Origin of the sequence: Vibrio sp. 10N.261.52.C2 (assembly GCF_041471425.1) — a bacterium.
Taxonomy (GTDB): domain Bacteria; phylum Pseudomonadota; class Gammaproteobacteria; order Enterobacterales; family Vibrionaceae; genus Vibrio; species Vibrio crassostreae_C.
In genome coordinates, this window is record NZ_JBFROH010000013.1 from 1 (window position 1) to 21,268 (window position 21,268).

Genomic DNA, 21,268 nt, shown 5'->3' on the forward strand with positions numbered 1-21,268 from the left:
AATCCGCGATGAACCTTTTTATTTACTTAGCGTTTTATGTAGCTAAGCTTAGACTTTCTTGAAGATGATAGAGGTGTTGATTCCACCAAAAGCAAAGTTGTTGCTCATCAAGTATTCAACATCCAATTCGCGACCTGAGCCCGTGATGTAATCGAGCTTGCCGCACTGTTCATCGACATTCTTAAGGTTTAGGGTTGGGCTGAACCAACCGCTATGCATCATCTCTAGGCTGAGCCACGCTTCAATTGCACCACATGCACCAAGCGTATGGCCAAAGTAACTCTTAAGAGAGCTGATTGGTACTTCACCAAAGATATTCGCTGTCGCGTTACTCTCTGCAATATCACCTTTTTCAGTCGCAGTACCGTGCGCAGAAACATAGCCAATCTTCTCAGCTGGAAGTTGTGCGTCTCTCAATGCTTTCTCCATACAGATTTGCATGGTTTCCATCTGAGGTTGAGTCACATGAGCCGCATCACAGTTGCTCGCAAAACCTATGATTTCTGCGTAGATCTTTGCGCCACGAGCAACAGCATGTTCGTACTCTTCAAGGATCAGGGTTCCAGCGCCTTCGCCGATAACCAAGCCATCACGCTCGCTGTCGTATGGGCTAGGGGATTTCTTGGGTGTGTCGTTTTTTAAACTGGTAGCGAAAAGGGTATCGAAAACGGCAGACTCAGTTGGGCATAACTCTTCACCACCACCGGCAACCATTACGGTTTGGTAACCATGCTTGATCGCTTCATAGGCGTAACCAATGGCTTGGCTTCCTGAAGTACAGGCGCTGCTGGTGGGAATCACGCGGCCACGCAGACCAAAGAACAGACCTACGTTTACCGCGGCTGTGTGTGGCATCATTTGAACGTAAGTGGTTGCTGTGATTGCTCGTGTCGACTTCTCGTTCAGCATTACTCCGAAAGCACCAACCGCATCGGTACTGCCAGTTGAAGAGCCGTAAGCGATACCAGTTTCGCCATTGGTCAATACATCGTGACCAATTAAGCCGGCTTGCTCCAATGCATTCTCAGTCGCAACGGTAGCTAGGCGTGATACACGGCCCATGCCACGCACTTGCTTACGCTTGTAGTGTTTAGGCAGTTGGAAGTCATCAATAGGCGCGGCAAGTTTTGTGTTGAGACCATCATATTGCTCGAAGCTTGGCATATATTGAGTCGCATTTTCACAGGCCTTTAGCTTAGGCTCTATCTGTTGCCAGTCGTTACCAAAAGCAGTAACACCAGACATTCCAGTTACAACAACGCGGCGGGTCATACTAAGCCTCCATTTACTGAAATCACTTGGCGAGTTACGTAGCCTGCAATATCAGACATTAGGTAGCTGACTAGGCCGGCTACTTCTTCCGGCTCACCCATACGGCGCAGTGGTACTTGAGGAAGTGCATGATCTTTCACGTGCTCGTCAACCATACCTGTGTCAATTAAGCCAGGAGCGACACAGTTTACCGTGATCTTGCGTTTTGCGAGTTCTAGAGCAAGAGACTTAGTTGCGCCAATCACCCCCGCTTTTGCTGCAGCATAGTTAGTTTGACCACGGTTACCCATAATGCCGGATACCGACGCTAGAGTGACGATACGGCCACCTTTACGCTTTTGAACCATAGGCATTACACAAGGGTGAAGTACGTTGTAGAAGCTATCTAGGTTGGTATGGATCACACCATCCCACTCTTCTTCCGTCATCGCGGGGAATGCAGTGTCACGAGTAATGCCCGCGTTGTTCACTACACCATAGTAAGCACCATGTTCAGCGATATCAGACTCAAGCTTTTCGCGACACTCGCTTCGTTTGCTGATATCAAATTGAATAAGACGTCCAGCGCCACCCAGTTCGGTGATCGACTTTAGCGTCTCTTCAGCACCTTGCTTGTCACCCATGTAATGAACGGCGATTTCAAACCCGTCTTTCGCGAGTTGAATAGCGATCGCTTTACCAATACCTTTACTGGCACCAGTGACTAAAACCTGACGGCTCATGATGGGCTCCTAGTTTTCATTTCTTGTAATTTTTGTTCGGTCGGCACGTAGACGTTGAGTTGGCATTGAGCCACTAACTCACCTCGGTCTTCGACTCTTGCGGTAAACACAGCCATACCGCTGTCTTCCATCATCTGTTCGGCGTAGATATCAAGGGTCTGACCTTGAGTAAACTCATCACACAGTGATTTATAGCGACGAGAGCCGAGTAAGAATCCGATTGGGGGCGTGGTGCCGTTTTTAAGTGCGTGATATCCAGACCATGCCGCTACAGACTGCGCCATAAACTCGATTCCAACATATGCTGGTACCGTTTGAGATTCGGCGTCAAAGAACAGATTATGGTCACCAATATCGACCTGACAGTGGATCGACAACGCCTCTACGCTGATAGCACGATCGATTAATATCATCGGATCATCGTGAGGGAGAAGTTGGTCTACAGAAGGGATATCAGTCATTTACTACACCAAAAATCAGGCTAATGTTGTTGCCACCAAAAGCAAACGAGTTGCTTAAGATGTTCTTTGCTTTAAGTTTCTGTGAACAGTTTACCAAATCAATCTCAATATCTTCAGCTTTATCCTGACATTTTTGTAAGGGAAGCGGTAAGTCATATTTCAAAATATGCCACGCAATTGCAGCCTCAATCGCACTTGCTGCGCCTAGAGTATGCCCGGTCAGCGGTTTGGTAGAACTGACGGGAACCTTGTTTGCAAAAATACGATGAATGGCTTTACTTTCCATCGAGTCATTGAGTGGCGTTGCTGTACCATGTGCATTGATATAACCAATGTCTTCTGCGTTTAACTGTGCAGAATGTAACGCTTTTTTCATTGCTTGTTCAGCACCATTGCCTTCAGGGTGAGGCGCTGAAATGTGGTGTGCATCAGAGCTGTCCCCACAGCCCAATAAGGCAATGTTTGACGTGTCTTGTGCTGCATTAACACCGGCTAACTTTGTTTTGCTGAGCAACATAAATGCCGCTGCTTCTCCTATGTTGATACCTTCTCGGGTTGCACTAAATGGCTTACAATGTGTTGTTGAGAGTGCTTCAAGGCCGTGGAAACCATTGAGTGTCAGCTTACACAATGTATCCACACCACCCACTAACACGGCATCAGCCATACCTGAATCTAATAAGCGCTGGGCGGTCAGAAATACGCGGCCACTGGATGAGCAAGCCGTAGATATGACGTAGTTTGGCCCCGTTAATGCGCAATACTGGCTAACGAACTCTGAGGTATCACCAAGCTCTTGTTTTGAGTAATGGTAATCTGCTGGAAACTCGCCGTTTGCCAATTTTTGTTTGAAGACTGCTTCACCATCGGAGATCCCAGATGTGCTGGTGCCAATAACAACAGCAATTCTATCTGCGCCAAACTGAGATTTGGCTTGCTCGATAGAATCTTCAATTTGGTGAAGAGCCGACAGCGCCAGTTGATTGTTGCGAGTGGCGTATTGCGTAAGATCTGAAGGAATCGGTGGTAGTTCACCCGCGATCTGACCAACGACAGTGTGTTTACCATCGTTCAGCATATCGTGCACTTCGACCATATTTGATTCACGCTCGTCTTTTAGACAGCCATGAATATCGGCAATCTCTGAGCCTAGCGCTGAGTGGAAACCACAGTCTTGGATGTAAATAGGCATAGTGTTCAACTCTTACTTGGATTGTCGACAATCGTTGAGTTCAACGTTTGTATGGTGATGTTGTAGCCCAGGGTCAAATGTTTGAAAACAATGTCGCCTGCCGTTTTGTGTGTACCAGGATCTGTTTGGTAATCAATTTGAATGATTGCCTGTTGGTTTTCATCAAATACGGTTCTTGTTTTGTCGGTATCGACTAGGTGCCAACCTATGCTTTGTAAAGGCTGAGCCCATGCTTCAGCCGGCCATAAGGTAAGCATTAAATTAAATAGCACCTGTTCAGGTTGTGGCAAAGTTGCGCCAAGCCCAGACAAAACCTGCGTATCAATTACTTGATTCTGGTATTGCAGCGATAGAATGCGAGTACCCCAAGAGGAGAACCCCGCCAAAACCACTTTACCTGGTGTGACTTCGACTTGAACCGGAAGCTGCTGTGTATCATTTTCCCACGTAGCGCTAATCAACTGACTGGCTGTTAATGAGTATCCCAGTTCAGCTGGCAGTGGTAGTGCTAGATCGGTGTCTTGATCGATAGACACGCTCGCACCACTTGGCTGCTGAGAAACCATCGAGCAGGCACTCATTAGAATGCCCACTAGTATGGCGAAGGTTACCTTTAATGTCTGGATCATCTAAAAGCCTCTCGAGTAATTGGTCCTTCTACGTTTTTACTACTGTTGATCGCGAGTGGAGAAAGCAGCCAAGCGACAAAGATCCCTGTCAGAACCGTCACCCCGAAGCTATGAATAGCATGAGTCTGGCTCAGCGACAGTAAGCCGAATGAAAGTAGTGTTGTGAGACCTGACAAGGTGATCGCTAATAAGGTGCTCAGCGATTTCTTTTGCTCAGCAAAGAATAGGGTGTAGTCTATGCCAATCCCTAAAATCAGAATCAAACCAAGCAGGTTAAATAGGTTCAGTGTCGAGCCTAAAATGCCCGTGACCGCCAAACCTGCTACGCCTGCAATCAATGAAGGCAACAGCATTAACAGGCTTTGCTTCACACCATAGCGCCAGCCTAACAGCATGCCAATAGCTGCCAATGCTATCAATAACAGCTCGGTAATCTTGACGCGGTACTCAGCAAAAAGAGAGGAGATTTCATCCGCTTTATTGAGGTGTTTCACACCTTGCTTCTGAGCAAAATCTGACTCCAACCACTGTGAGAACAGCTCAGCATCAGTGACGTCTTTTATCAAAATGACCGACGCTGCTTGCCCGTCGATAGGTTTTAACCAAAGTGGTCGAACAGGCTCTGAGACTGGAGACTCCAAAAATCCAGATACCGTGATTGGTTCGAATTTTGGTAGTTCTGGAAACGTAGACCAACCGAGAGAGCTTTGTAATATATGGCTTTGTTGACTATAGAGTTGTTCAACCAACTGATAGTTATCATGCTGTTCTTGTTTACTTAACAAGTGTTGATTGATGCTGCGATACCCGGAGATACCTTGGCTATTGACCAGCGAATCTAAGCTTGTGGTGATTTCTGTCAATTTTTTGAGTAGCTTTTGGTCGCTCTGAGCTGTGACCAAAAGCATATTTTGACCACTGCCTAACCCTGATATCTCAGTAATGGCTTGCTCTTGTTGTTTGAGTTGTTCGGGCATAGCCTGAAGCTGGCGAATATCGTCGTCGTAACGAATTTGACTGAGTGACATCAAGCTAACGACAGTCACTGTTAACGGTAAGCCAATTCTAAATTTTTGGTTGCTCCAAAGGCTTAACCAAGTATGCCAAAGTTTCGACAGGGGAAGAGGGCGCTCTTGGCCTGGTTTTACCGCTAAAACGGGGTACCAGCACACCACACTGGCGTAAGCTGCGATCAGTCCAATCGACGAAAACAGAGCCAGTTGCTGCAAGCCTGGGAATGGCGCAACCAGTAGCCCTAAGTATCCGATTAAGCTGGTGATTAAACCTAGAGTGATGGCAATGAAAATATGCTTTAGGCCTTTATCGCTCTGCCAGTGGCTTCCTGCGGCCAAACGGTCAGTGAGATAGTGAAAAGAGTAATCGATGGATACGCCAATCAAGCTAGCGCCAAACACCAAGCTGAATAGATGCACCTTACCAAAGATAGCGACAGTGCTTGCCAGTGCAACCAATAATCCTGTACTGATTGAGAGTAAAGATAAGGCAAGTGGTAGCGCACTACGAAATGTCAGCCACACCAATAAAATAACGCCTGCCAATGAGCCCAAACCAATGGTACTGATTTCTGATTTCGCGCTTTCGGTACCGTAATTGGCGTAGAACACCACACCAGTATGCTGCACCTTGACGCCAAATTGTTTTTCGACCTCGCGCTCAATTGAATCAAGATCTGGAAGTTGTTCTTGAATCGCCAAGCTATAAGGTGAGTCCGCCAGAGTAGCCGTGACTAAAATATGAGTTTGCTCATTCGACTGGGCCGTGAGATAGCCCTCTTTCAGAACAAAGTTACTTGATTGGACGCCAATAGCACTGATGTAGTCGCGAAATAACAAGAATGGGTCGAGAGATAACTCTGCTGCAGTGACGCCTGAGAATGGATTGTACAGAGACTGAATGACATATTGAGCTCGCGAATCAGGCGAGTGTGTCAGCGTCTCTTTTTGTTGTTGGGTCAGCAGTTGAGATCGGTGACGAAAATAGAAATCGCTCCACTGGCTTTGAGTGCTGGCGTTGATTTTACCTTGAACTTGCTTAAACAGAGTTGGCTGACTTGAAAAAGTTCTTTGGTTGAGAGCTTTTTCAAAAGCGTCGGTCGCAACCATGGTTTGTTCGATATCGGGAGCGCTTATGATAAATACCACTTGCTCGCTCATCGAGCTGGATATCTGCTGAAAGGCTTGCTCTACCATTGGGTCTTGCTGGTTTTCGGGCAGTAACTTTAGAATGTTGCTTTCAATCGGTACCGACGAAGAAAAAGCGAATTGTTTGGTCAACAACCCGCTAAACAGCATTACAACAACAAGCCAAACAAGGGCAAGACTAGAGTTGGAATTGTTTCGCTTCAGCATCTGATAATACTTCCGGTAGATGGCTTAACTGACTGAATTCGATCATTGTGCTATCTCCACGAATCTCTTTCAACTCAATACGTTCAATATCGCTGTTGCCTTGCAGCGTGATAGCCTCAAACACCGCATTCATCGGTGCATTTTTGGGCTTTAGAGTCAGTGTCCATGCTTGTACATTTTCATCAGAGCTGGTGTTAGTTGCGGGCTCAAAATTGAGTGCGAACTGTTCCTGAAGTTTTTGCGTGTCCCCATGAAACACTGACAAGAAGATATGGCTGAAATAAAACGCCATTGGATTTTCTTTGTCGGTGATGATTTTTGCGGGTTGATCGGCAAACCTTTGGCTCAGTTTGTTATCGGTGAGCACTAAGTTCACGGGAAACGGAGTGGTTTGTGTCCAGAGTAAGCCACTTGATTTGTCTAACAGAAATGTACCTTGTGACGTTAAAGGCTGGGCGAACATCTCCATATTGCGTGTTTGAGTGAACTCACCACGCACAATACTATTTTCGCTGAGCACCGTCTGCAGCTCTGAAATAGAATTGACAGCAGCAGAGTTTTCTTTGGCGCTTACAAGGCCGCTTGCCATCATCGCAGTAAGTCCAATTAGCGCGATATTGATGTATTTGCGACTGCGTTTAAACAGATTCATGGTTCACCTGCTGTGGGTTAGAGGTTTGTGTTTGATGTTCAGTTGCTAGAGGTAAGCAACCAAATTGGTGCCAGTGTTCGACTTTGTCAGTAAACACTTTGGGTGAGGCAAAGCACATCTCTTGTTCTTCGATGGTGACGGCAACCTGCATGGTGTGAGCACGTGTCATTCGAGCACCGGTTAGAGCATCATGAATTTCATAATCGACGCGCAGGCGATTTTCCCACTCGGTGAGTTTCGCCGTTACCTTAATCTTGTGATTAAACGGTATCGCCTTAATGTATTTCACGCGGGTATCGATGATAGGCCACATGTAGCCAGAATCCTTCATCTCATGGTAGTTGTACTCAATCTTATCCATCATGATGCGCCTAACTTCTTCAAAGAATCGGAAGTAGTTGCCGTGATAGATCACGCCCATTGGGTCGGCATCTTGGAATGAGGTGATAAGCGTCACCTCAGATTGTAATGGGTGAAGGATTTCAGACATAAATCGCTCTCAACAATATTGCGTAAAGGGTTGGCTACTTTATGAGTAAAGTGACCAGTGCTGACTTTGAATACGAGCAATGAAGTGGCGTAGATCGCCTTCAAGTGGTCGATCTTCTACGATAAATTCAAACTCCTTAAGCACTTCGTCGCGAATGTGCTTGAGGTTCTCACTCATGTGGTGCTCATCAAGCTCATTGTGGCGCTTACGAAGTTCGAGTGCTTGTGTCCCCGCCAGTAGTGACGCTGCTGCCACTTGTTCGGTTAGCTCTAGAACGCGTAAACAGTCACGAGCTGCGATGGTGCCCATACTCACTTTATCTTGGTTGTGACACTCAGTTGAGCGAGAGAATACGCTTGCTGGCATGGTGTGTTTCAATGCTTCTGCTGTCCAAGCTGAAACGCCAATCTGTACTGCTTTAAAGCCGTGGTTGATTGGCTTACGTTCGCCTTCAGCACCCGTTAGGTTGAATGGCAAACCGTTGTTGAACTTGTAGTCCATCAGCTGAGCCATTTGACGGTCAAGCAGATCAGCAAGGTTCGCAACTGCAGTTTTTAACGTATCCATCGCCATTGCAATGTGTCCACCGTAGAAGTGTCCACCGTGCAGTACGCGCTCATTATCACCATCGATAATTGGGTTGTCGTTGGCACTGTTTAGCTCGTTCTCGATCATTTGGCGTAGCCAAGGCAGAGAGTCTTGAACCACGCCGATAACATGTGGAGCACAGCGCAGAGAGTAACGATCTTGGAGGCGATCACTGTTACGTGGCGGGCGATCCGCTTGCAGATCATCACGCAGCCATGCAGCAACTTGTTGTTGACCAGGATGAGGTTTGACTGCAAACAGCGCTTCATCGAAATGGAAGTCATTGCCGTGCATACCGACTGATACCATAGCGGTGATCTTAGTTGATAGCTGAGCTAGATATTCCGCACGCTTGTAAGCGATACAAGCTAATGCCGTCATTACAGACGTACCATTCATCAACGCCAAGCCTTCTTTTGGCTTAAGTTTGATAGGGCTAATTCCTAACTCTTTGTAGACGTCACTGGTTGGGCGCACTTCACCTTTGTAGATTACATCACGCTCACCAATCAGTGCTGCGGCTAAGTAAGACAGAGGTGTTAAGTCGCCACTGGCACCCACCGATCCTTCTTGAGGAATGCGTGGTGAGATGTCTTGGTTGATTAGGGTAACGATCTGGTTGAGTAGATCGTGAGTCACACCAGAGACACCTTGTGATAACGAACACAGGCGCGTTGCTAATACTGCACGAGCTTGTTCGTGAGACAATATTTCACCTAAACCACAGCCGTGAAAACGTGTTAAATGCAGTGGTAGCTCGTCAACTAGGTTTGGCGGAATCGCAACCGTACATGAGTCACCGTAACCCGTCGTTACACCGTAAATCACACCTTCTTCTTTCAATAGGCGTTCTAAGAAAGCGACACCACGGTCGATCTTAGATGTGAATGCTTCACTTGTGTTCATCGAGGCTTTTGCGCCTTGTGAGATAGCGACAACATCCTCAATCGTGAGGCGCTCGGCACCAAAGGTGATGCTATTTGGATTCTTTTTCGTCATGGTGCTTGCTCAATGTCCAAAAATTAAAAAAGTTGTACCACTGAAGCGGTGCTTGCAGTGTGTAGTGCTGAAGTCGATTTGCGTATTTTTGCACGACTTGCTGTAAAGATTGTTCGCGAGTCTTTCTTGGTAGCTCGATCTTGTTGCTAAAATGCTCGAAATAGACATTAAAATGCGGCTTAGATTGTGAGTCGTCACGTAACCCAAACAGCAAAAATACGGGTGCTTTGAGAACCGAGGCTAACATAAATGGACCTTGAGGGAATGGAGCTTCCTTACCTAAGAACTCAGCCCATACTGAGCGGCTCTCTTTGCTGGTGGAAGTTCGATCGCCAACAATCACGATCCATTCGCCTTGCTCTAGTTTCTGTTGTAACAAGATAGCGGTATCAGGCCCCATCGATGTCACCTGAATCAGATTTAAATCAGACTGCGGGTTAACCGCTTTCATCACGGAATTAAAACGTTCGGCGTGTTCTGTAAAAACCAGGGCGTTGATTTTGATGTTCGAGTGTCTGCGACCTAAAGCTCGGCACAGCTCAATATTGCCAAGGTGAGATCCAAGGATTAGCACACCTTGCTTATTTGCCACCATGCTCTCGAACTGGTCTTGGCCATGAATAGTCAGGTTATCTGCCGAGAAATCACCTTTCCATGCCGCGAGCTTGTCGAGCATCGTATGGCCAAATGAAAGCAGATGGTTGTAACTGGTTAGTTCTCCGGGGAGCTCAATATTTTGCTGTTCCGCATAGGCTTTTAATTGGAATAGATATTGTTCGGAAGCGTTTCGCGCACGCTGGCCCGTCAAGTGGTAGTAACGCATCACACCACGCAGAATGAGGTTGAACACACCGCGACCTAACAAGGTATAAATGGCTAATAACAGCTTAATGCCTAATACTGTGCCGCGTTCTTGAGTGCGGGACCAGTGTGGTTGTTCAGAAGCTTGCGGCTCTGAATCAGTCGATAAATTTGGGTTATTATCAGCTGAATCGGATTTGAAATGGCGAGCAATCAGTTTTGGTGCTCTTGGCAGCATGCTGAAGAATAGACGTGTATGCATCCAACTGATTTTGACGTTATCCCACAACGCATCGAAATGAGAGATGCCGTTCTCAGGATAGATAACGCGCGTTTCAACGAAGTCTATGTCGCAACCTTCCCAATACAGGCGAACCAAAATCTCGATATCGAAGTCCATTCTCGAACCAACATCGTACTTATTCAACACAGTTTGAGTTTGGTTGATAGGATACGCTCTAAAGCCACACATGCTGTCTTTAATTGATAAAGAAAGGGTTTCTATCCATACCCAGATATGTGTCGCGTAGCGCCCATAGAGCCTTGCTTTGGGTACGCTGTCGTCGTAGATAGGCTGGCCTGATATCAGACGTTGTGGCTTAGCTTGTGAGGCCTCAATCAATGTTGGCAAGGCTTCCAGGTCGTGTTGCCCATCAGCATCTATCTGAATAGCGTGGCTAAAGCCTAGTTGCTGCGCTTTTTTGATTCCGGCTTTTACTGCGCCGCCTTTACCTTGGTTCTGTTCAAGCGTCACCAAGGTTACGTTTGAATTCTCTGCTAGGGGAGACAGAAACTGTTTTGTTGTGAGTTCACTGCCATCGTCAACGATGATGATCGGTAACTCAAAATGATGAAGTGACGACACCACAGCCGGCATGGTTGCGCCATGGTTAAAGCACGGGATAAGGAAGCAAGCCTTGTAGCTGCTTTCTTTTGTGTGGTGTTGAGAATTAGCCTCGACGGGAGTGCTATTCACTTTTCTCTCCCAGCTTCATTTTTCCTGAAGAGTGAGTTTGTTCACCGTTGTTCGAGGTATAGCTGAAGCTTAACTTATCTTTGTCGGCGTCCCACTTGAGTGATAGCTGAATGGTCGAGTCGGGCAGGATAGGCTCTTGGAATTTGATAACCTCCATGCCTTTAAAGCAACCAGGGACATTAAGCTCTTGGACTGCATAGTAAAGCGCCCAATCAATCTGCGTGACGCCAGGAAGAATAGGGAAACTCTTGAAGTGCCCCTTAAAATCGGTGATGTCTCCAATAACATGGAGCGTCAGGGTCGATTCATTCTCTGCAGTGTCAACAGCAATGATGTTTGGCTTTCTCTTATCCATAGCGTGTGCTTAGAATCCTTGGGCTGAAAATGGGTGTTCTGACAAAAATATAAAAAGATAATCTCAGTGTAAAATACGATCAGCGGTTTCTATGATTTTATTAGCTGTTCGATATGAGAGGTTAATCGCTTGCCTTGGCTGTTGAGGGGAATCTCATCAACCACACGATACTTTCTCGGGATGGCGATTGGCTCTAACCATTTTCTGAGTTCTGAACGCAGCATCAACCAGAACTTGCCTCTGCTCATGGTCGCGAGTTTCGCTTGGCCTTGATCTGATAATACCAAAACAGAGGCTAATATTAATCGCTCAGGCTCCTCAAATGGAATAACCACGCACTCACTTATCCAAGGCAGTTGCTCCAGTCGCTTTTCCACTTCAACCAGTGATACTCGCTTTTCTTCTATCTTGATCACTCGGTCCGTTCGGCCCTTCAATATGAATTGATTCTCCGAGACCATCTCGCACTCATCAGAGGTTTGATACCAGTTATTCTTATCGATGTACGGCGACAATAACTTAATGCAACTCTCACTGTTGAGACTAGCCTCAATACAGGCAAAAAGCTGCCAAGGCGTTTGAGCGCTCTCTTGCTGACGAAATGCGATGCCACCGGTTTCTGTGCTACCAAAGACTTCAATCGGTAAATGACCAAGCAGATCTCGTGACTGGTGAGCCGACTCGGTAGGCAATGGACCACCCGAAGAGAAGATTCCTGCAAGTTGTACCTTGTTGGTCTCATGCTTTAATCGTTTAAGTAGCGCTGGGCTGCTGATCAGTACACAGTTTTGATTTGCGTGAGATAAGATCTGTTCTGGGTATTCAAGGTTGTGTCGAGCAAATGGAACACCAGAGCATAGTGGCCATAAGATTCTAAACAGCAAACCATAGATATGTTGATGAGAAACTGTGCTTTGGATTTGGTTTCCCTTGAGTAACTCACCCCAGTTCTTGTGTAACTGAGCGGTCTCAATATCGAGGTGCTCTAACGTTTTATCTATCGCTTTTGGCGTGCCACTTGAACCTGAAGTGAACAGAGTTAATGGGACTGTTGCCAAATCAATGGTCGTAAGATTCTCGGTTAGAGGTTTTTGTGCTTCAGTGTTTGAATCCAATAAGGTTTGGATATTACGAACGTCATTCACCTCAACTTCGCCAATCGAGTTATCAACTAGCAGGCAATCAAACTGCTTACTTAACTCAGCAAGCGCACATGGCTGGTAGTTGCCCGGTAAGATGATGTGTTTGTTGGCTGCTGTACATGCCAAAAAGGCCACCGCAAATAGGTAGCTGTCTTGGGTACAAATCGCGATTCGTTGAAAAGGGGATAAAGACAAAAATTGTACGAGTTGAGATAAGTCGTCGTTAAATGTTTGCCACGTAATCTCGCTATTGTCGTCAAAGCAGACAATAGATTCAGGGGCTCTGTCCTGGCTAAGAAGCTCAGACAACGAGGTGTAAGATACGGTTTGGGTCATAACAATTTAACTCTGACGAATGCGCTGTCTTACTACCCACTCTCCTGCAAAGAGTAACCCTGCAAACAGATAGCTGAGTAAGCCATTGTATAGGGTCCATACTTCTAGCGGTTGGAAGCAGGTGTAAAGGGCAATAGAGCCATTGATAACAAAGAACAAGCACCACACTTTGGTGACTTTTCGTGTGTAATCAACGCCACTTTGCGGAAGTTCAGGCTCTTGAAGGCGAGCAAGACGTTCGATAATCGTTTGTGGTTGCCATAGGCTCGAAGCGAATACAACCAGCATACAAACATTAACGATAACGGGATAATAGGTTAGCCAGCCGTGTTGCTTAAAGGCTAAGCCTAAAGCCAGCAGAACAATACCGGCACTTCCACTGATCCAAGCTAGGTGTTTTAGCTCTTTGATTTTAGCCTGACCGCCGGTGAAAATGCGTACAGCAAAGATAGCGGCTAAGGCAATACCAACGGTTTGTAAGCCAAACTTGTTGAGTCCAAAGTAAACCGCTATTGGATAAGTGAAAAGTATAATTGCCGACAGTAAAGTCAGCAGAGGACGCATTAGGCGTCCTTCAATAGTTCAACCACAGATTCGACAACGTCATTAACGGTGCGCACTGCTTTGAACTCTTCAGGTTTTATCTTCTTACCTGTGACGTTCTGTAGGTGAACGACCAAATCAACGGCATCAATGCTGTCTAGGTCTAGATCAAGATAGAGATGAGCTTCAGGGGTGATATCTTCAGCGTCAAGCTCGAACAGCTCAATAAGCGCATCTTTAACCTGGTTGTATACTTCTTGTTGGTTAGCTTGTGTCATAAAGATCTGTCTAGTTATTCGTTTGAGAAGAGATGTAGTTCGCTAGATTTTCAACTGACGCAAAGTGCTGTCGAGTGTTTGAATCATCTGCATCGATAACAATGTTGTACTTTTTCTTGATAGCAAGGCCAAGCTCAAGGGCATCGATAGAGTCTAGTCCAAGTCCATCACCAAATAGTGGAGCTTCCGTTTCAATCTCATCAATGCTCATGTCTTCAAGGTTCAATGCGTCGATGATCAGTTGTTTCAGTTCGTTGTGTAATGTTTCCACTTTGGCCTACTTAATGCTTTATCTGAATGCTGCTTTAAGGGGGCGATTCTACATTATATGAGGTATTTTCGAAATGCCGATATCGCCTGTTATGTTATTGATACGCTAAATGTTTTCTTCGGAAGGGAAAATTGTTTGTGCAAGATGATGATTAAGGCGCCTTGCTGCCGAAGTTAAATTATTTGAGCCTTCAATAAATGGTTCGACTTCTATTTTACCTTTCACCGCGACATGAAAAAAGGGCTTCGACGCAGGAACTTGATACCATTTTTTCTCTTTCGTTAAGAATGTCGGAGAAACCGTAATATGAATCACGCGTAAATCGGTTTGTGTTCGAGTCGCGATTTGTGCCGCCCCACGCTGTAAGGATGGTTCAATTCCTGGCGTTGTGCGAGTTCCTTCGGGAAAAATCAGCATGACATTGCCACGTGAGAAGCGTTCTTCACAGCGCTCTAAAAGATCGTCAGGGGCTTGGTTCGGTATATAACCTGCCGCTTTGACAATCCTTTTCATAAAAGGGTTTTCCCAAATGGCCGCTTTGACGAGGCAATCACATTGAGGAAGTTGAGAGGCGATCAGCACATAGTCAATCAAACTTGGGTGGTTGGCGACGATAATGCAGTTACGGTCGTTACGCAGTAGTTCTGCACCATCAATTCGGTAATCGATTGCTCCGGTGAACTTCATGATCTGGCAAAACGCATTGAATGAGAAACGGATTAATCGCTGTGCTTTAAGCTCTCTTTTAATGGTATTGGGATTGGTTAGCGCGATAGTCGGTAAGATTAAGAAGCTCAATACTAAGCCACCCAAACCAAAGATGGTAAAGCAGAGGCCTGTCGCGAATACTCGCCAATACTGGTCTACTCTGCTCATTACGCTGTACCTGTCTCGGTGTTATTTACCCAAGACCAAGTTTGGTGCTTGCCAGCAATAGCCCACCTATTTGTACCTAATAAGATATGTTGGAGCGTTTGTAACCCTTGTGGTAACACGGAAGGTGCTTGGTTGGTCTCTACTGTCCTAGTAATAGAGTATTCACTGCCAGCGGTGAGCACTAAGCCCAGCGCATAATCAGCAAAGTTCTGTGTTTCGTACTCTTGGTAGAGCTCGGGCAGAGGTTGGTCGAAATCGATAACTAACACTCGATGCGACGGATATTGATGAAGGTAAAGATAAGCTTCGATCAGAGCGTTATGGAAAGTATCTTGCCCTGCGGCTATTGAAGTCAGTGGAATCGGTGCTTTGGCGGCAATGGTGGTTAGACCAGCTGCGGTATTATGTACCGACTGCGAGAACGCCATTGGTGAGGCATCGTCACCTTCTAATATCGACTGAATCAAAGTGGCGGTTCGATGCAACTCACCATGTCGGCTAGCAAAGACCAGATAATCAATCGAGGTGTCTTTTAATAGGGTTAACGCGGTTTGGACAGCAAGTTTGCTTTGCACACTCATTCGGCGGCGCATCATTGGAGGAATAGCTTTAAATTCAGTTGAGCCATCTTGTGGCCAATCTAAATTAGTGCTCCACGCTTGCCATTCAGCAATAGAATTGAGCCCCGCTGAATTTGCAGACCATTTCTCAATATTAAACGACATTAATTGGGATTGATTTGACATAGAGTATTGATTTGCTTTGAGTCTAACTAAATACTATGCGCGCTTATAAATAAACACAGATAAGGAATTTAAATGAAATTACTAAAAATAGCAGTTTCAATGTTATTCATATTCGTTCTTGCAGGATGTGGACGCGTCCAACCTGTAATGAATGTTGAGGATACTCCAGTTGCACTGAATCTTCAAAGTAAACAGGTTAAATCAGCTATTTCTGAATCTGCTGAAAATCGAGGCTGGTTGGTTTCAGAAATAAAGCCTGGTTTGATCCGCGCTGAATTGTATGTTCGTTCGCACCACGCTGTGGTTGAAATTCCTTATAGTGATAAGTTTTACTCTATTCTTTACGTTGAATCAGAGAATTTGAAGTACGACGATGGTGAAATACACCGTAATTACAACCGTTGGGTTAATAACTTAAACGTTGATATTAAACGTAAGCTTGCGCAAATGGCAGCTGAGTAACTCTCTATTATTTAAAGTTAGGTTTTTCGTGTCGGAATATAAATTAGATCCATTCAACGCATTAGAAGCAAAAACAGAAGCGCAGAAATTGTCTTTCGCTCCGATTGTTTTTCATACTGCTCGTACACTTCGTGATTTAGGCATTTTGAAAGCGTTAGATGACGCGGGCAACGAGGGTTTACCAGCAGAGTCTATCTCTGAATCGACCGGTGTCTCTGAGTACGGCGTGAAAGTCCTGCTCGATATGGCGTTAAGTGCTCATATTGTGACTTGGGAAAAGCCTAACTACAAAATGGCTAACCTTGGTTTCTACCTTCTGCATGATGGTATGACTAACGCAAACATGGATTTCACAGCCGATGTTTGTTATGCCGCGATGATGCATCTAACAGAAGCGATTGAAGAAGGCACACCTGCAGGCTTGAAAGAGTTGGGTGATTGGGAAACCATTTACCAAGGCTTGTCTCAATTGCCAGAAAAAGCAAAAGAGAGTTGGTTCAAGTTTGATCACTTCTATTCGGATCGCTCGTTCCCTGTGTTACTTGAAAAAGTCTTCAGCAAGAAACCTAAGTCGCTGGTGGATATCGGCGGCAACACGGGTAAGTGGGCGATGCAATGCTGCAACCATGATGCGGACGTTGAGGTGACGATTGTTGATTTGCCACAGCAGCTAGAAATGGCAATGGCAAACGCGGCAAAGCATGGTCATCAAGAGCGAGTCACGCCATTCCCAGCGAATATGCTCGATAAACAGCAAACTCTGCCAACGGGCGCGGATGTTTGGTGGATGAGTCAGTTCCTTGATTGTTTCTCGCCAATGGAGATTCTGAGCATATTAAAGCGCGTTCGCTCTCATATGTCAGAAGACGCGACTGTCTATATCCTTGAACTGTTTTGGGATGCACAGAAATACGATGCGGCTTCTTATAGCTTAAACGCGACGTCTCTCTACTTTACCTGCTTGGCAAATGGCAACAGCCGTTTTTACCGCAGTGAAGATTTCTTAGAGATCGTTGAAGAAGCGGGCTTTGAAGTGGTAACTCGCACCGACGATATCGGTCTTGGTCACACGCTTCTTGAATTGAAAGCTGGCGCGCAATAAAAATAACAAACATGGCTTAAATAATGAAAAAACTATCAACTCAAGTGGTGATCATCGGAGCTGGGCCATCAGGGTCTATTGCTGCGTCTTTACTTCATAAAAAAGGCATCGATGTTCGAGTGATTGAAAAGAGCGTATTCCCTCGCTTTTCTATTGGTGAAAGCCTATTACCAGCTTGTATGGAAGTGATTGAACAGGCTGGGATGACTGACGCAGTGATCAACGCTAACTTCCAATACAAAGATGGCGCTGCCTTTCGCAAAAATGGCGTTTATACGGCGTTTAATTTTGAAGACAAGTTCTCTTCTGGCCCTGGAACTACGTTTCAGGTTCAGCGAGGTGCCTTTGATAAGGTTTTGGCAGATACGGCTGAGGCGCAGGGTGTCTGCATTGATTACCAACATGAGTTAATGGGCATTAATTTCACCGACGACAGCACCATTTTAGATGTACAAGTGCTGGGTGGAGAGCGTTATCAGATAGAAGCGCAATACGTTCTGGATGGCAGTGGTTTTGGTCGAGTGCTACCAAAAATGCTTAACTTGGCAGAGCCGTCATCGCTCCCTCCACGCAAAGCTATTTTTACGCACATTAACGATCATATTGCAGAGGTGGATACCGATCTTGAATATGACCGAAATAAAATTCTTATCTCTGTGCATCCAACCAACCCTGATGTTTGGTATTGGTTGATCCCGTTTAGTAACGGTGTCTCTTCGTTTGGTGTCGTAGGAGAGCCTAAGTTCTTTGAGTCCTATCCAGAAGACAAGATTGCTGCAATTAAACAGCTGGCAGCGGAAGAGCCGGGCTTGGCTGAGATACTGGCAAGCGCCGAGTATCCAAACCCTGGGGGTGAAATTGGTGGCTATTCTGCCAATGTAAAACATTTGGCGACGGATAAGTACGCGTTGCTTGGCAATGCCGGCGAGTTCCTTGACCCGGTGTTCTCGTCAGGCGTGACGATTGCGATGAAGTCGGCACAGTTTGCGGTTGAGTGTGTCGAAAAGCAACTTAACGGTGAGAAGGTAGATTGGGAACGCGATTATGCCGCTCCTTTGATGGTTGGTGTAAACACCTTTAGAACGTATGTTGAGGGGTGGTACTCAGGTACTTTGCAGGATGTGATTTTCTATCAAGATCCAAATCCAAAGATTAAGCAGATGGTGTGCTCAATTCTGGCGGGTTACGCATGGGATCAAGCCAACCCTTATGTGAAAGAGTCTAAGCGCCGATTGGCGACACTGGCTGAGATATGCCGAAACTAGGTAATCGATTTTGTATGTAGCAATACTCTAAATTGCCACGATGGATCGTCATAAATTAAAAACAGCCGCAATGTGCGGCTGTTTTTGTATCTGAAAAATATGGGCGGTCAGCTTAATCGGATTTAAGCCTATTTTAAGTCGATGCTGTTCAATCGTCCCATAAATATAAGTAGATCAATTACGTCTTTGTGAGCATCAAGCAGCGCACGTTTGGTTTGGCTATAAGCTGCAAGTCGGCCGTGCTTTCTGATTGAACATACCTTGGTTTTGTACTTGTAGTCACCATTCTCAGAGAAGACGCGCCACTTAGCGATGTAGCACTCGTCGCGGTGCTCAGGATCACTCTGAGTTGGATTTGGCTTGAATACAATTTTGGGTTCTAAACTATGAGGCAGGCGCGTCATCAGGAAGGGCTCTTTGAGGACTTTGGGCCAAAATTTACCCCAAAGCTGTCTGCCCAGTTCATCTCTTAATTTAATGGTTTTCTTTAGTGCTTTGTCTTCACCCATACGAACAAAACCGACCGACCGATGCAGCACCGTATCTTCGGGAGTATGGATGTGGATCTTAAAAGCGGTTTTACCTTTCGAGATAAAGCGGTAACCGGTAGCACCAATTAGATTATTCTGACTCATAGTTTGCTAAGTGATGATTATGTTATTAATAAGATTACGCCAAATACTACAAAACCGAAACTAATACCCATGAAAAAAAATAAAGCCTTAACAAAAGTGCTAAGGCTTTATTAGAAACTGTGAGGCGGGCGTGCCGCTAACTACATGATTTTCTGCATCACATCACCAATTTGAATGCTTCCAGCAAGGCTTGGTTGGTCGATCGTCAGTTCTGCTTCGTTTTCATAAACGCGAGAAACGGTCAGTGTGATATCGCTTTGAGATACCTTATTACGTGGCAAGCCGCGTTGGTCGATAAACGAACCTGTGTGCCACAGTTGCAGTTTGTCACCTTGTTGAACACCATGCATTCGACCTAAATCAATGGTCACCGTGTTACCAAATACCGCTGCCACCTCTGGAAGCGTGATCTTACATGACACTTCAGATTCCAAGTCCAACATAATATTGCGGCTAACACGCAGCATCATACTGCCGTAGGTTGATGCCCAGAAACGAGCACTGCGGGTGTCCACTTCACTGGTCTTAGCAAATGGCCACTTTGCCACTTCACGATAGCTACGGTTGTAAACCTGATGTCCTGTTTTACCATCGAAGACTTGCATCTCTAACGCAAACTGGCGATTGATGATGTCGTCTTTCAACAGTTTGGACTCGATGGTCGCGGTTAAATCGGTAATGTCGCCACCAATGATGTATTGTGCGCCAGTGTCTTGGGCGATCATCTTGATCACTTCAGGTCGACGTTTGTCGATGTCGTAATTGGTCGTGCCAACGGAAACAAAGCTGCGAGACTCTTGCGCCAGCTGTCGATCTACGACATGACCAAAATCATCACCGATGTTATAGATTCTGCCCATTACAGCTTGCTGTGGGGAAGTCACATCGATGTTGCCGACCAAAAATGTCTTCTTATATTGGCTCTCATGGCAAGCATTTGCCGAAGGATAGATATCGATCCTTGCGGTGATCATTATATTGCCACTGCGTTTTTTCTCTTTTTCTACCAAGATGTAGCGCACTTCATGATTGGTAAATTGAAACTCTTTTTTGTTTGCGTCGAGGTAGGGCGTGAGGTTGGCAATGCTACCAATATCGGCTCCTGAGAACTGGATCGCTTTATATACCGCGTCTTCCAGAGCATGGACCCTTGCCGTTTCCTCTGACGATACGATGGCTGCGGTACCGGTAACCTCATACCAAGAGGCATGAGCACTGAAGCTTATGGTTATCAGTGAACTTATTGAAAATAAGTAAGAAATTATTTTTTTCATCTATTCGTTACCAGTTGGGTATAAATATTGCTTAACAAATAACTATAAGCTTGAAGCTGACTTAAGTGCGTTTTTCTTAATCTGAACCATTAATGAAAAGCAAAGACTGTTCCAACATTGTAATCCATTGAAAAGAATAATGGTGAGAACATATTGGAACAGGTGGCACTAAAACTATCTGGAGATTAGAGAATGAAAAAATGGCTCGTAGTAATGAGTGTCATGTTACTGACATCATGCGCTTATTCGCCGATCTATAACGGCAAGTCTGAATATTCAGGCAGTCAGTTTATGTTGATGGACAGCCCTCGTCATACCATGGATTTTTTTGTGGAAAGTATGACTGAAGATTTGATCATTTCGAATACAAGTATTTCAGCGAGAACGCCAATAGCAATTACTTCGTTTGTGGACCTGCAGCACATGGACACAACGAACTGGCTAGGCAACTCGGTATCAGAAGGCTTCATTCATCAGTTTCAGCGTCGTGGCTTCAAGGTAGTTGATTTTAAAACTACTGGCTCTATCCAAGTGACTCACCAAGGTGACTTTGCGTTGAGCCGCGATTGGAAAGACTTAGCTCAAGAGCAAGACGTACAGTATGTACTGACAGGCACCATGCTTCGCCAAGAAGGCGGTGTACTAGTAAATGCTCGCGTTGTTGGCATGCAAACTCGAATTGTAGTGGCGACGGCACAAGGCTTCTTACCTGCAGACCGTATTGGCCGTGACCTAGATACTCTCAACAGTATTCGAACTCAAGATGGCGTGATCATTCGTTCCGATCCAACGATCAGTCAGCCTTATACTGTTATTCTTCGCCCTTAGGAGT

The 21,268-nt window shown here is 45.6% G+C and carries 23 protein-coding genes; 4 read left to right on the forward strand and 19 right to left on the reverse strand.

The features are described 5' to 3' along the window. Positions 1-48: 48 nt before the first annotated feature. From AB4307_RS04580 to AB4307_RS04660, 17 genes are all read right to left on the reverse strand, one after another. Complete coding sequence (locus tag AB4307_RS04580; protein WP_017062286.1) at positions 49-1,272, reverse strand: beta-ketoacyl-ACP synthase; 1,224 nt, start codon at positions 1,270-1,272, stop codon at positions 49-51. After that, positions 1,269-1,994 carry a 3-ketoacyl-ACP reductase FabG2 gene (locus tag AB4307_RS04585; RefSeq protein ID WP_017062285.1) on the reverse strand — a complete coding sequence of 242 codons (726 nt, stop codon included), beginning with the start codon at positions 1,992-1,994 and terminating at the stop codon, positions 1,269-1,271. The genes AB4307_RS04580 and AB4307_RS04585 overlap by 4 nt, the downstream gene beginning before the upstream one ends. Further along, positions 1,991-2,455 carry a hotdog family protein gene (locus AB4307_RS04590; RefSeq protein WP_017062284.1) on the reverse strand — a complete coding sequence of 155 codons (465 nt, stop codon included), beginning with the start codon at positions 2,453-2,455 and terminating at the stop codon, positions 1,991-1,993. Before AB4307_RS04590 ends, AB4307_RS04585 begins: the two co-directional genes overlap by 4 nt. Further along, positions 2,448-3,647 (reverse strand): beta-ketoacyl-[acyl-carrier-protein] synthase family protein, encoded by a 1,200-nt coding sequence (locus AB4307_RS04595; RefSeq protein ID WP_017062283.1) that lies wholly within the window; start codon positions 3,645-3,647, stop codon positions 2,448-2,450. The genes AB4307_RS04590 and AB4307_RS04595 overlap by 8 nt, the downstream gene beginning before the upstream one ends. Positions 3,648-3,652: 5 nt before the next feature. Next, positions 3,653-4,276, reverse strand: coding sequence for an ApeN family LolB-like membrane protein (gene apeN / locus AB4307_RS04600; protein WP_029235193.1), 624 nt, complete (start codon positions 4,274-4,276; stop codon positions 3,653-3,655). Then, positions 4,273-6,645 (reverse strand): ApeM family transporter, encoded by a 2,373-nt coding sequence (apeM, locus tag AB4307_RS04605; RefSeq protein ID WP_048659798.1) that lies wholly within the window; start codon positions 6,643-6,645, stop codon positions 4,273-4,275. Before apeM ends, apeN begins: the two co-directional genes overlap by 4 nt. Further along, complete coding sequence (gene apeL, locus AB4307_RS04610; protein WP_102393640.1) at positions 6,617-7,297, reverse strand: ApeL family LolA-like protein; 681 nt, start codon at positions 7,295-7,297, stop codon at positions 6,617-6,619. The genes apeM and apeL overlap by 29 nt, the downstream gene beginning before the upstream one ends. Continuing rightward, the gene (locus AB4307_RS04615; protein ID WP_017062279.1) at positions 7,284-7,787 is read right to left on the reverse strand and encodes an acyl-CoA thioesterase; all 504 of its coding nucleotides are present in this window, start codon (positions 7,785-7,787) and stop codon (positions 7,284-7,286) included. The genes apeL and AB4307_RS04615 overlap by 14 nt, the downstream gene beginning before the upstream one ends. 39 nt (positions 7,788-7,826) lie before the next feature. Continuing rightward, complete coding sequence (locus tag AB4307_RS04620; protein ID WP_017062278.1) at positions 7,827-9,374, reverse strand: HAL/PAL/TAL family ammonia-lyase; 1,548 nt, start codon at positions 9,372-9,374, stop codon at positions 7,827-7,829. After that, positions 9,352-11,151 (reverse strand): glycosyltransferase family 2 protein, encoded by a 1,800-nt coding sequence (locus AB4307_RS04625; protein WP_372056811.1) that lies wholly within the window; start codon positions 11,149-11,151, stop codon positions 9,352-9,354. The genes AB4307_RS04620 and AB4307_RS04625 overlap by 23 nt, the downstream gene beginning before the upstream one ends. After that, the gene (locus AB4307_RS04630; protein WP_372056809.1) at positions 11,144-11,506 is read right to left on the reverse strand and encodes an ApeI family dehydratase; all 363 of its coding nucleotides are present in this window, start codon (positions 11,504-11,506) and stop codon (positions 11,144-11,146) included. The genes AB4307_RS04625 and AB4307_RS04630 overlap by 8 nt, the downstream gene beginning before the upstream one ends. Before the next feature lie 89 nt (positions 11,507-11,595). After that, the gene (locus AB4307_RS04635; protein WP_372131277.1) at positions 11,596-12,984 is read right to left on the reverse strand and encodes an AMP-binding protein; all 1,389 of its coding nucleotides are present in this window, start codon (positions 12,982-12,984) and stop codon (positions 11,596-11,598) included. Positions 12,985-12,990: 6 nt separating this feature from the next. Next, a complete protein-coding gene (locus AB4307_RS04640) occupies positions 12,991-13,548 on the reverse strand; it encodes a COG4648 family protein (protein WP_017062274.1) in 558 nt (185 codons plus the stop codon). Next, positions 13,548-13,805 carry an acyl carrier protein gene (locus AB4307_RS04645; RefSeq protein ID WP_004739745.1) on the reverse strand — a complete coding sequence of 86 codons (258 nt, stop codon included), beginning with the start codon at positions 13,803-13,805 and terminating at the stop codon, positions 13,548-13,550. Before AB4307_RS04645 ends, AB4307_RS04640 begins: the two co-directional genes overlap by 1 nt. Positions 13,806-13,815: 10 nt before the next feature. Further along, positions 13,816-14,076 carry an ApeE family acyl carrier protein gene (apeE, locus tag AB4307_RS04650; RefSeq protein ID WP_004736154.1) on the reverse strand — a complete coding sequence of 87 codons (261 nt, stop codon included), beginning with the start codon at positions 14,074-14,076 and terminating at the stop codon, positions 13,816-13,818. Between the two features lie 105 nt (positions 14,077-14,181). Then, a complete protein-coding gene (locus AB4307_RS04655) occupies positions 14,182-14,952 on the reverse strand; it encodes a lysophospholipid acyltransferase family protein (protein ID WP_017062273.1) in 771 nt (256 codons plus the stop codon). Beyond that, positions 14,952-15,698 carry a beta-ketoacyl synthase chain length factor gene (locus AB4307_RS04660; RefSeq protein WP_170963074.1) on the reverse strand — a complete coding sequence of 249 codons (747 nt, stop codon included), beginning with the start codon at positions 15,696-15,698 and terminating at the stop codon, positions 14,952-14,954. The genes AB4307_RS04655 and AB4307_RS04660 overlap by 1 nt, the downstream gene beginning before the upstream one ends. 72 nt (positions 15,699-15,770) lie before the next feature. On the opposite strand from AB4307_RS04660, the gene apeA reads away from it, so the two are divergent. From apeA to AB4307_RS04675, 3 genes are read left to right on the forward strand one after another with little or no spacing between them, the layout of a single operon-like run. Next, complete coding sequence (gene apeA / locus AB4307_RS04665) at positions 15,771-16,160, forward strand: ApeA family protein (protein ID WP_017062271.1); 390 nt, start codon at positions 15,771-15,773, stop codon at positions 16,158-16,160. A 28-nt stretch (positions 16,161-16,188) separates the two neighbouring features. Then, positions 16,189-17,262: a methyltransferase gene (locus AB4307_RS04670; protein WP_065584069.1), complete on the forward strand. Its 1,074-nt coding sequence runs from the start codon at positions 16,189-16,191 to the stop codon at positions 17,260-17,262. Positions 17,263-17,285: 23 nt separating this feature from the next. After that, positions 17,286-18,527, forward strand: a complete 1,242-nt coding sequence (locus AB4307_RS04675; protein WP_136974758.1) for an NAD(P)/FAD-dependent oxidoreductase — start codon at positions 17,286-17,288, stop codon at positions 18,525-18,527. Positions 18,528-18,655: 128 nt separating this feature from the next. On the opposite strand, the gene AB4307_RS04680 is transcribed toward AB4307_RS04675, so the two are convergent. Then, the gene (locus AB4307_RS04680; protein ID WP_123301878.1) at positions 18,656-19,162 is read right to left on the reverse strand and encodes a Fe3+-citrate ABC transporter substrate-binding protein; all 507 of its coding nucleotides are present in this window, start codon (positions 19,160-19,162) and stop codon (positions 18,656-18,658) included. A gap of 140 nt (positions 19,163-19,302) precedes the next feature. Beyond that, positions 19,303-20,436 carry a flagellar assembly protein FlgT gene (flgT, locus tag AB4307_RS04685; protein WP_017062267.1) on the reverse strand — a complete coding sequence of 378 codons (1,134 nt, stop codon included), beginning with the start codon at positions 20,434-20,436 and terminating at the stop codon, positions 19,303-19,305. A gap of 192 nt (positions 20,437-20,628) precedes the next feature. On the opposite strand from flgT, the gene AB4307_RS04690 reads away from it, so the two are divergent. Continuing rightward, positions 20,629-21,264, forward strand: a complete 636-nt coding sequence (locus AB4307_RS04690; protein WP_017064137.1) for a FlgO family outer membrane protein — start codon at positions 20,629-20,631, stop codon at positions 21,262-21,264. Positions 21,265-21,268 lie beyond the last annotated feature (4 nt).

What these genes read in the sequence shown, in the direction of transcription:
- AB4307_RS04580 (WP_017062286.1), bottom strand. Translation starts at nt 1,272, where the DNA reads ATGACCCGCCGCGTTGTTGTAACTGGAATGTCTGGTGTTACTGCTTTT.
- AB4307_RS04585 (WP_017062285.1), bottom strand. Translation starts at nt 1,994, where the DNA reads ATGAGCCGTCAGGTTTTAGTCACTGGTGCCAGTAAAGGTATTGGTAAA.
- AB4307_RS04590 (WP_017062284.1), bottom strand. Translation starts at nt 2,455, where the DNA reads ATGACTGATATCCCTTCTGTAGACCAACTTCTCCCTCACGATGATCCG.
- AB4307_RS04595 (WP_017062283.1), bottom strand. Translation starts at nt 3,647, where the DNA reads ATGCCTATTTACATCCAAGACTGTGGTTTCCACTCAGCGCTAGGCTCA.
- apeN (WP_029235193.1), bottom strand. Translation starts at nt 4,276, where the DNA reads ATGATCCAGACATTAAAGGTAACCTTCGCCATACTAGTGGGCATTCTA.
- apeM (WP_048659798.1), bottom strand. Translation starts at nt 6,645, where the DNA reads ATGCTGAAGCGAAACAATTCCAACTCTAGTCTTGCCCTTGTTTGGCTT.
- apeL (WP_102393640.1), bottom strand. Translation starts at nt 7,297, where the DNA reads ATGAATCTGTTTAAACGCAGTCGCAAATACATCAATATCGCGCTAATT.
- AB4307_RS04615 (WP_017062279.1), bottom strand. Translation starts at nt 7,787, where the DNA reads ATGTCTGAAATCCTTCACCCATTACAATCTGAGGTGACGCTTATCACC.
- AB4307_RS04620 (WP_017062278.1), bottom strand. Translation starts at nt 9,374, where the DNA reads ATGACGAAAAAGAATCCAAATAGCATCACCTTTGGTGCCGAGCGCCTC.
- AB4307_RS04630 (WP_372056809.1), bottom strand. Translation starts at nt 11,506, where the DNA reads ATGGATAAGAGAAAGCCAAACATCATTGCTGTTGACACTGCAGAGAAT.
- AB4307_RS04635 (WP_372131277.1), bottom strand. Translation starts at nt 12,984, where the DNA reads ATGACCCAAACCGTATCTTACACCTCGTTGTCTGAGCTTCTTAGCCAG.
- AB4307_RS04640 (WP_017062274.1), bottom strand. Translation starts at nt 13,548, where the DNA reads ATGCGTCCTCTGCTGACTTTACTGTCGGCAATTATACTTTTCACTTAT.
- AB4307_RS04645 (WP_004739745.1), bottom strand. Translation starts at nt 13,805, where the DNA reads ATGACACAAGCTAACCAACAAGAAGTATACAACCAGGTTAAAGATGCG.
- AB4307_RS04655 (WP_017062273.1), bottom strand. Translation starts at nt 14,952, where the DNA reads ATGAGCAGAGTAGACCAGTATTGGCGAGTATTCGCGACAGGCCTCTGC.
- AB4307_RS04660 (WP_170963074.1), bottom strand. Translation starts at nt 15,698, where the DNA reads ATGTCAAATCAATCCCAATTAATGTCGTTTAATATTGAGAAATGGTCT.
- apeA (WP_017062271.1), top strand. Translation starts at nt 15,771, where the DNA reads ATGAAATTACTAAAAATAGCAGTTTCAATGTTATTCATATTCGTTCTT.
- AB4307_RS04675 (WP_136974758.1), top strand. Translation starts at nt 17,286, where the DNA reads ATGAAAAAACTATCAACTCAAGTGGTGATCATCGGAGCTGGGCCATCA.
- AB4307_RS04680 (WP_123301878.1), bottom strand. Translation starts at nt 19,162, where the DNA reads ATGAGTCAGAATAATCTAATTGGTGCTACCGGTTACCGCTTTATCTCG.
- flgT (WP_017062267.1), bottom strand. Translation starts at nt 20,436, where the DNA reads ATGAAAAAAATAATTTCTTACTTATTTTCAATAAGTTCACTGATAACC.
- AB4307_RS04690 (WP_017064137.1), top strand. Translation starts at nt 20,629, where the DNA reads ATGAAAAAATGGCTCGTAGTAATGAGTGTCATGTTACTGACATCATGC.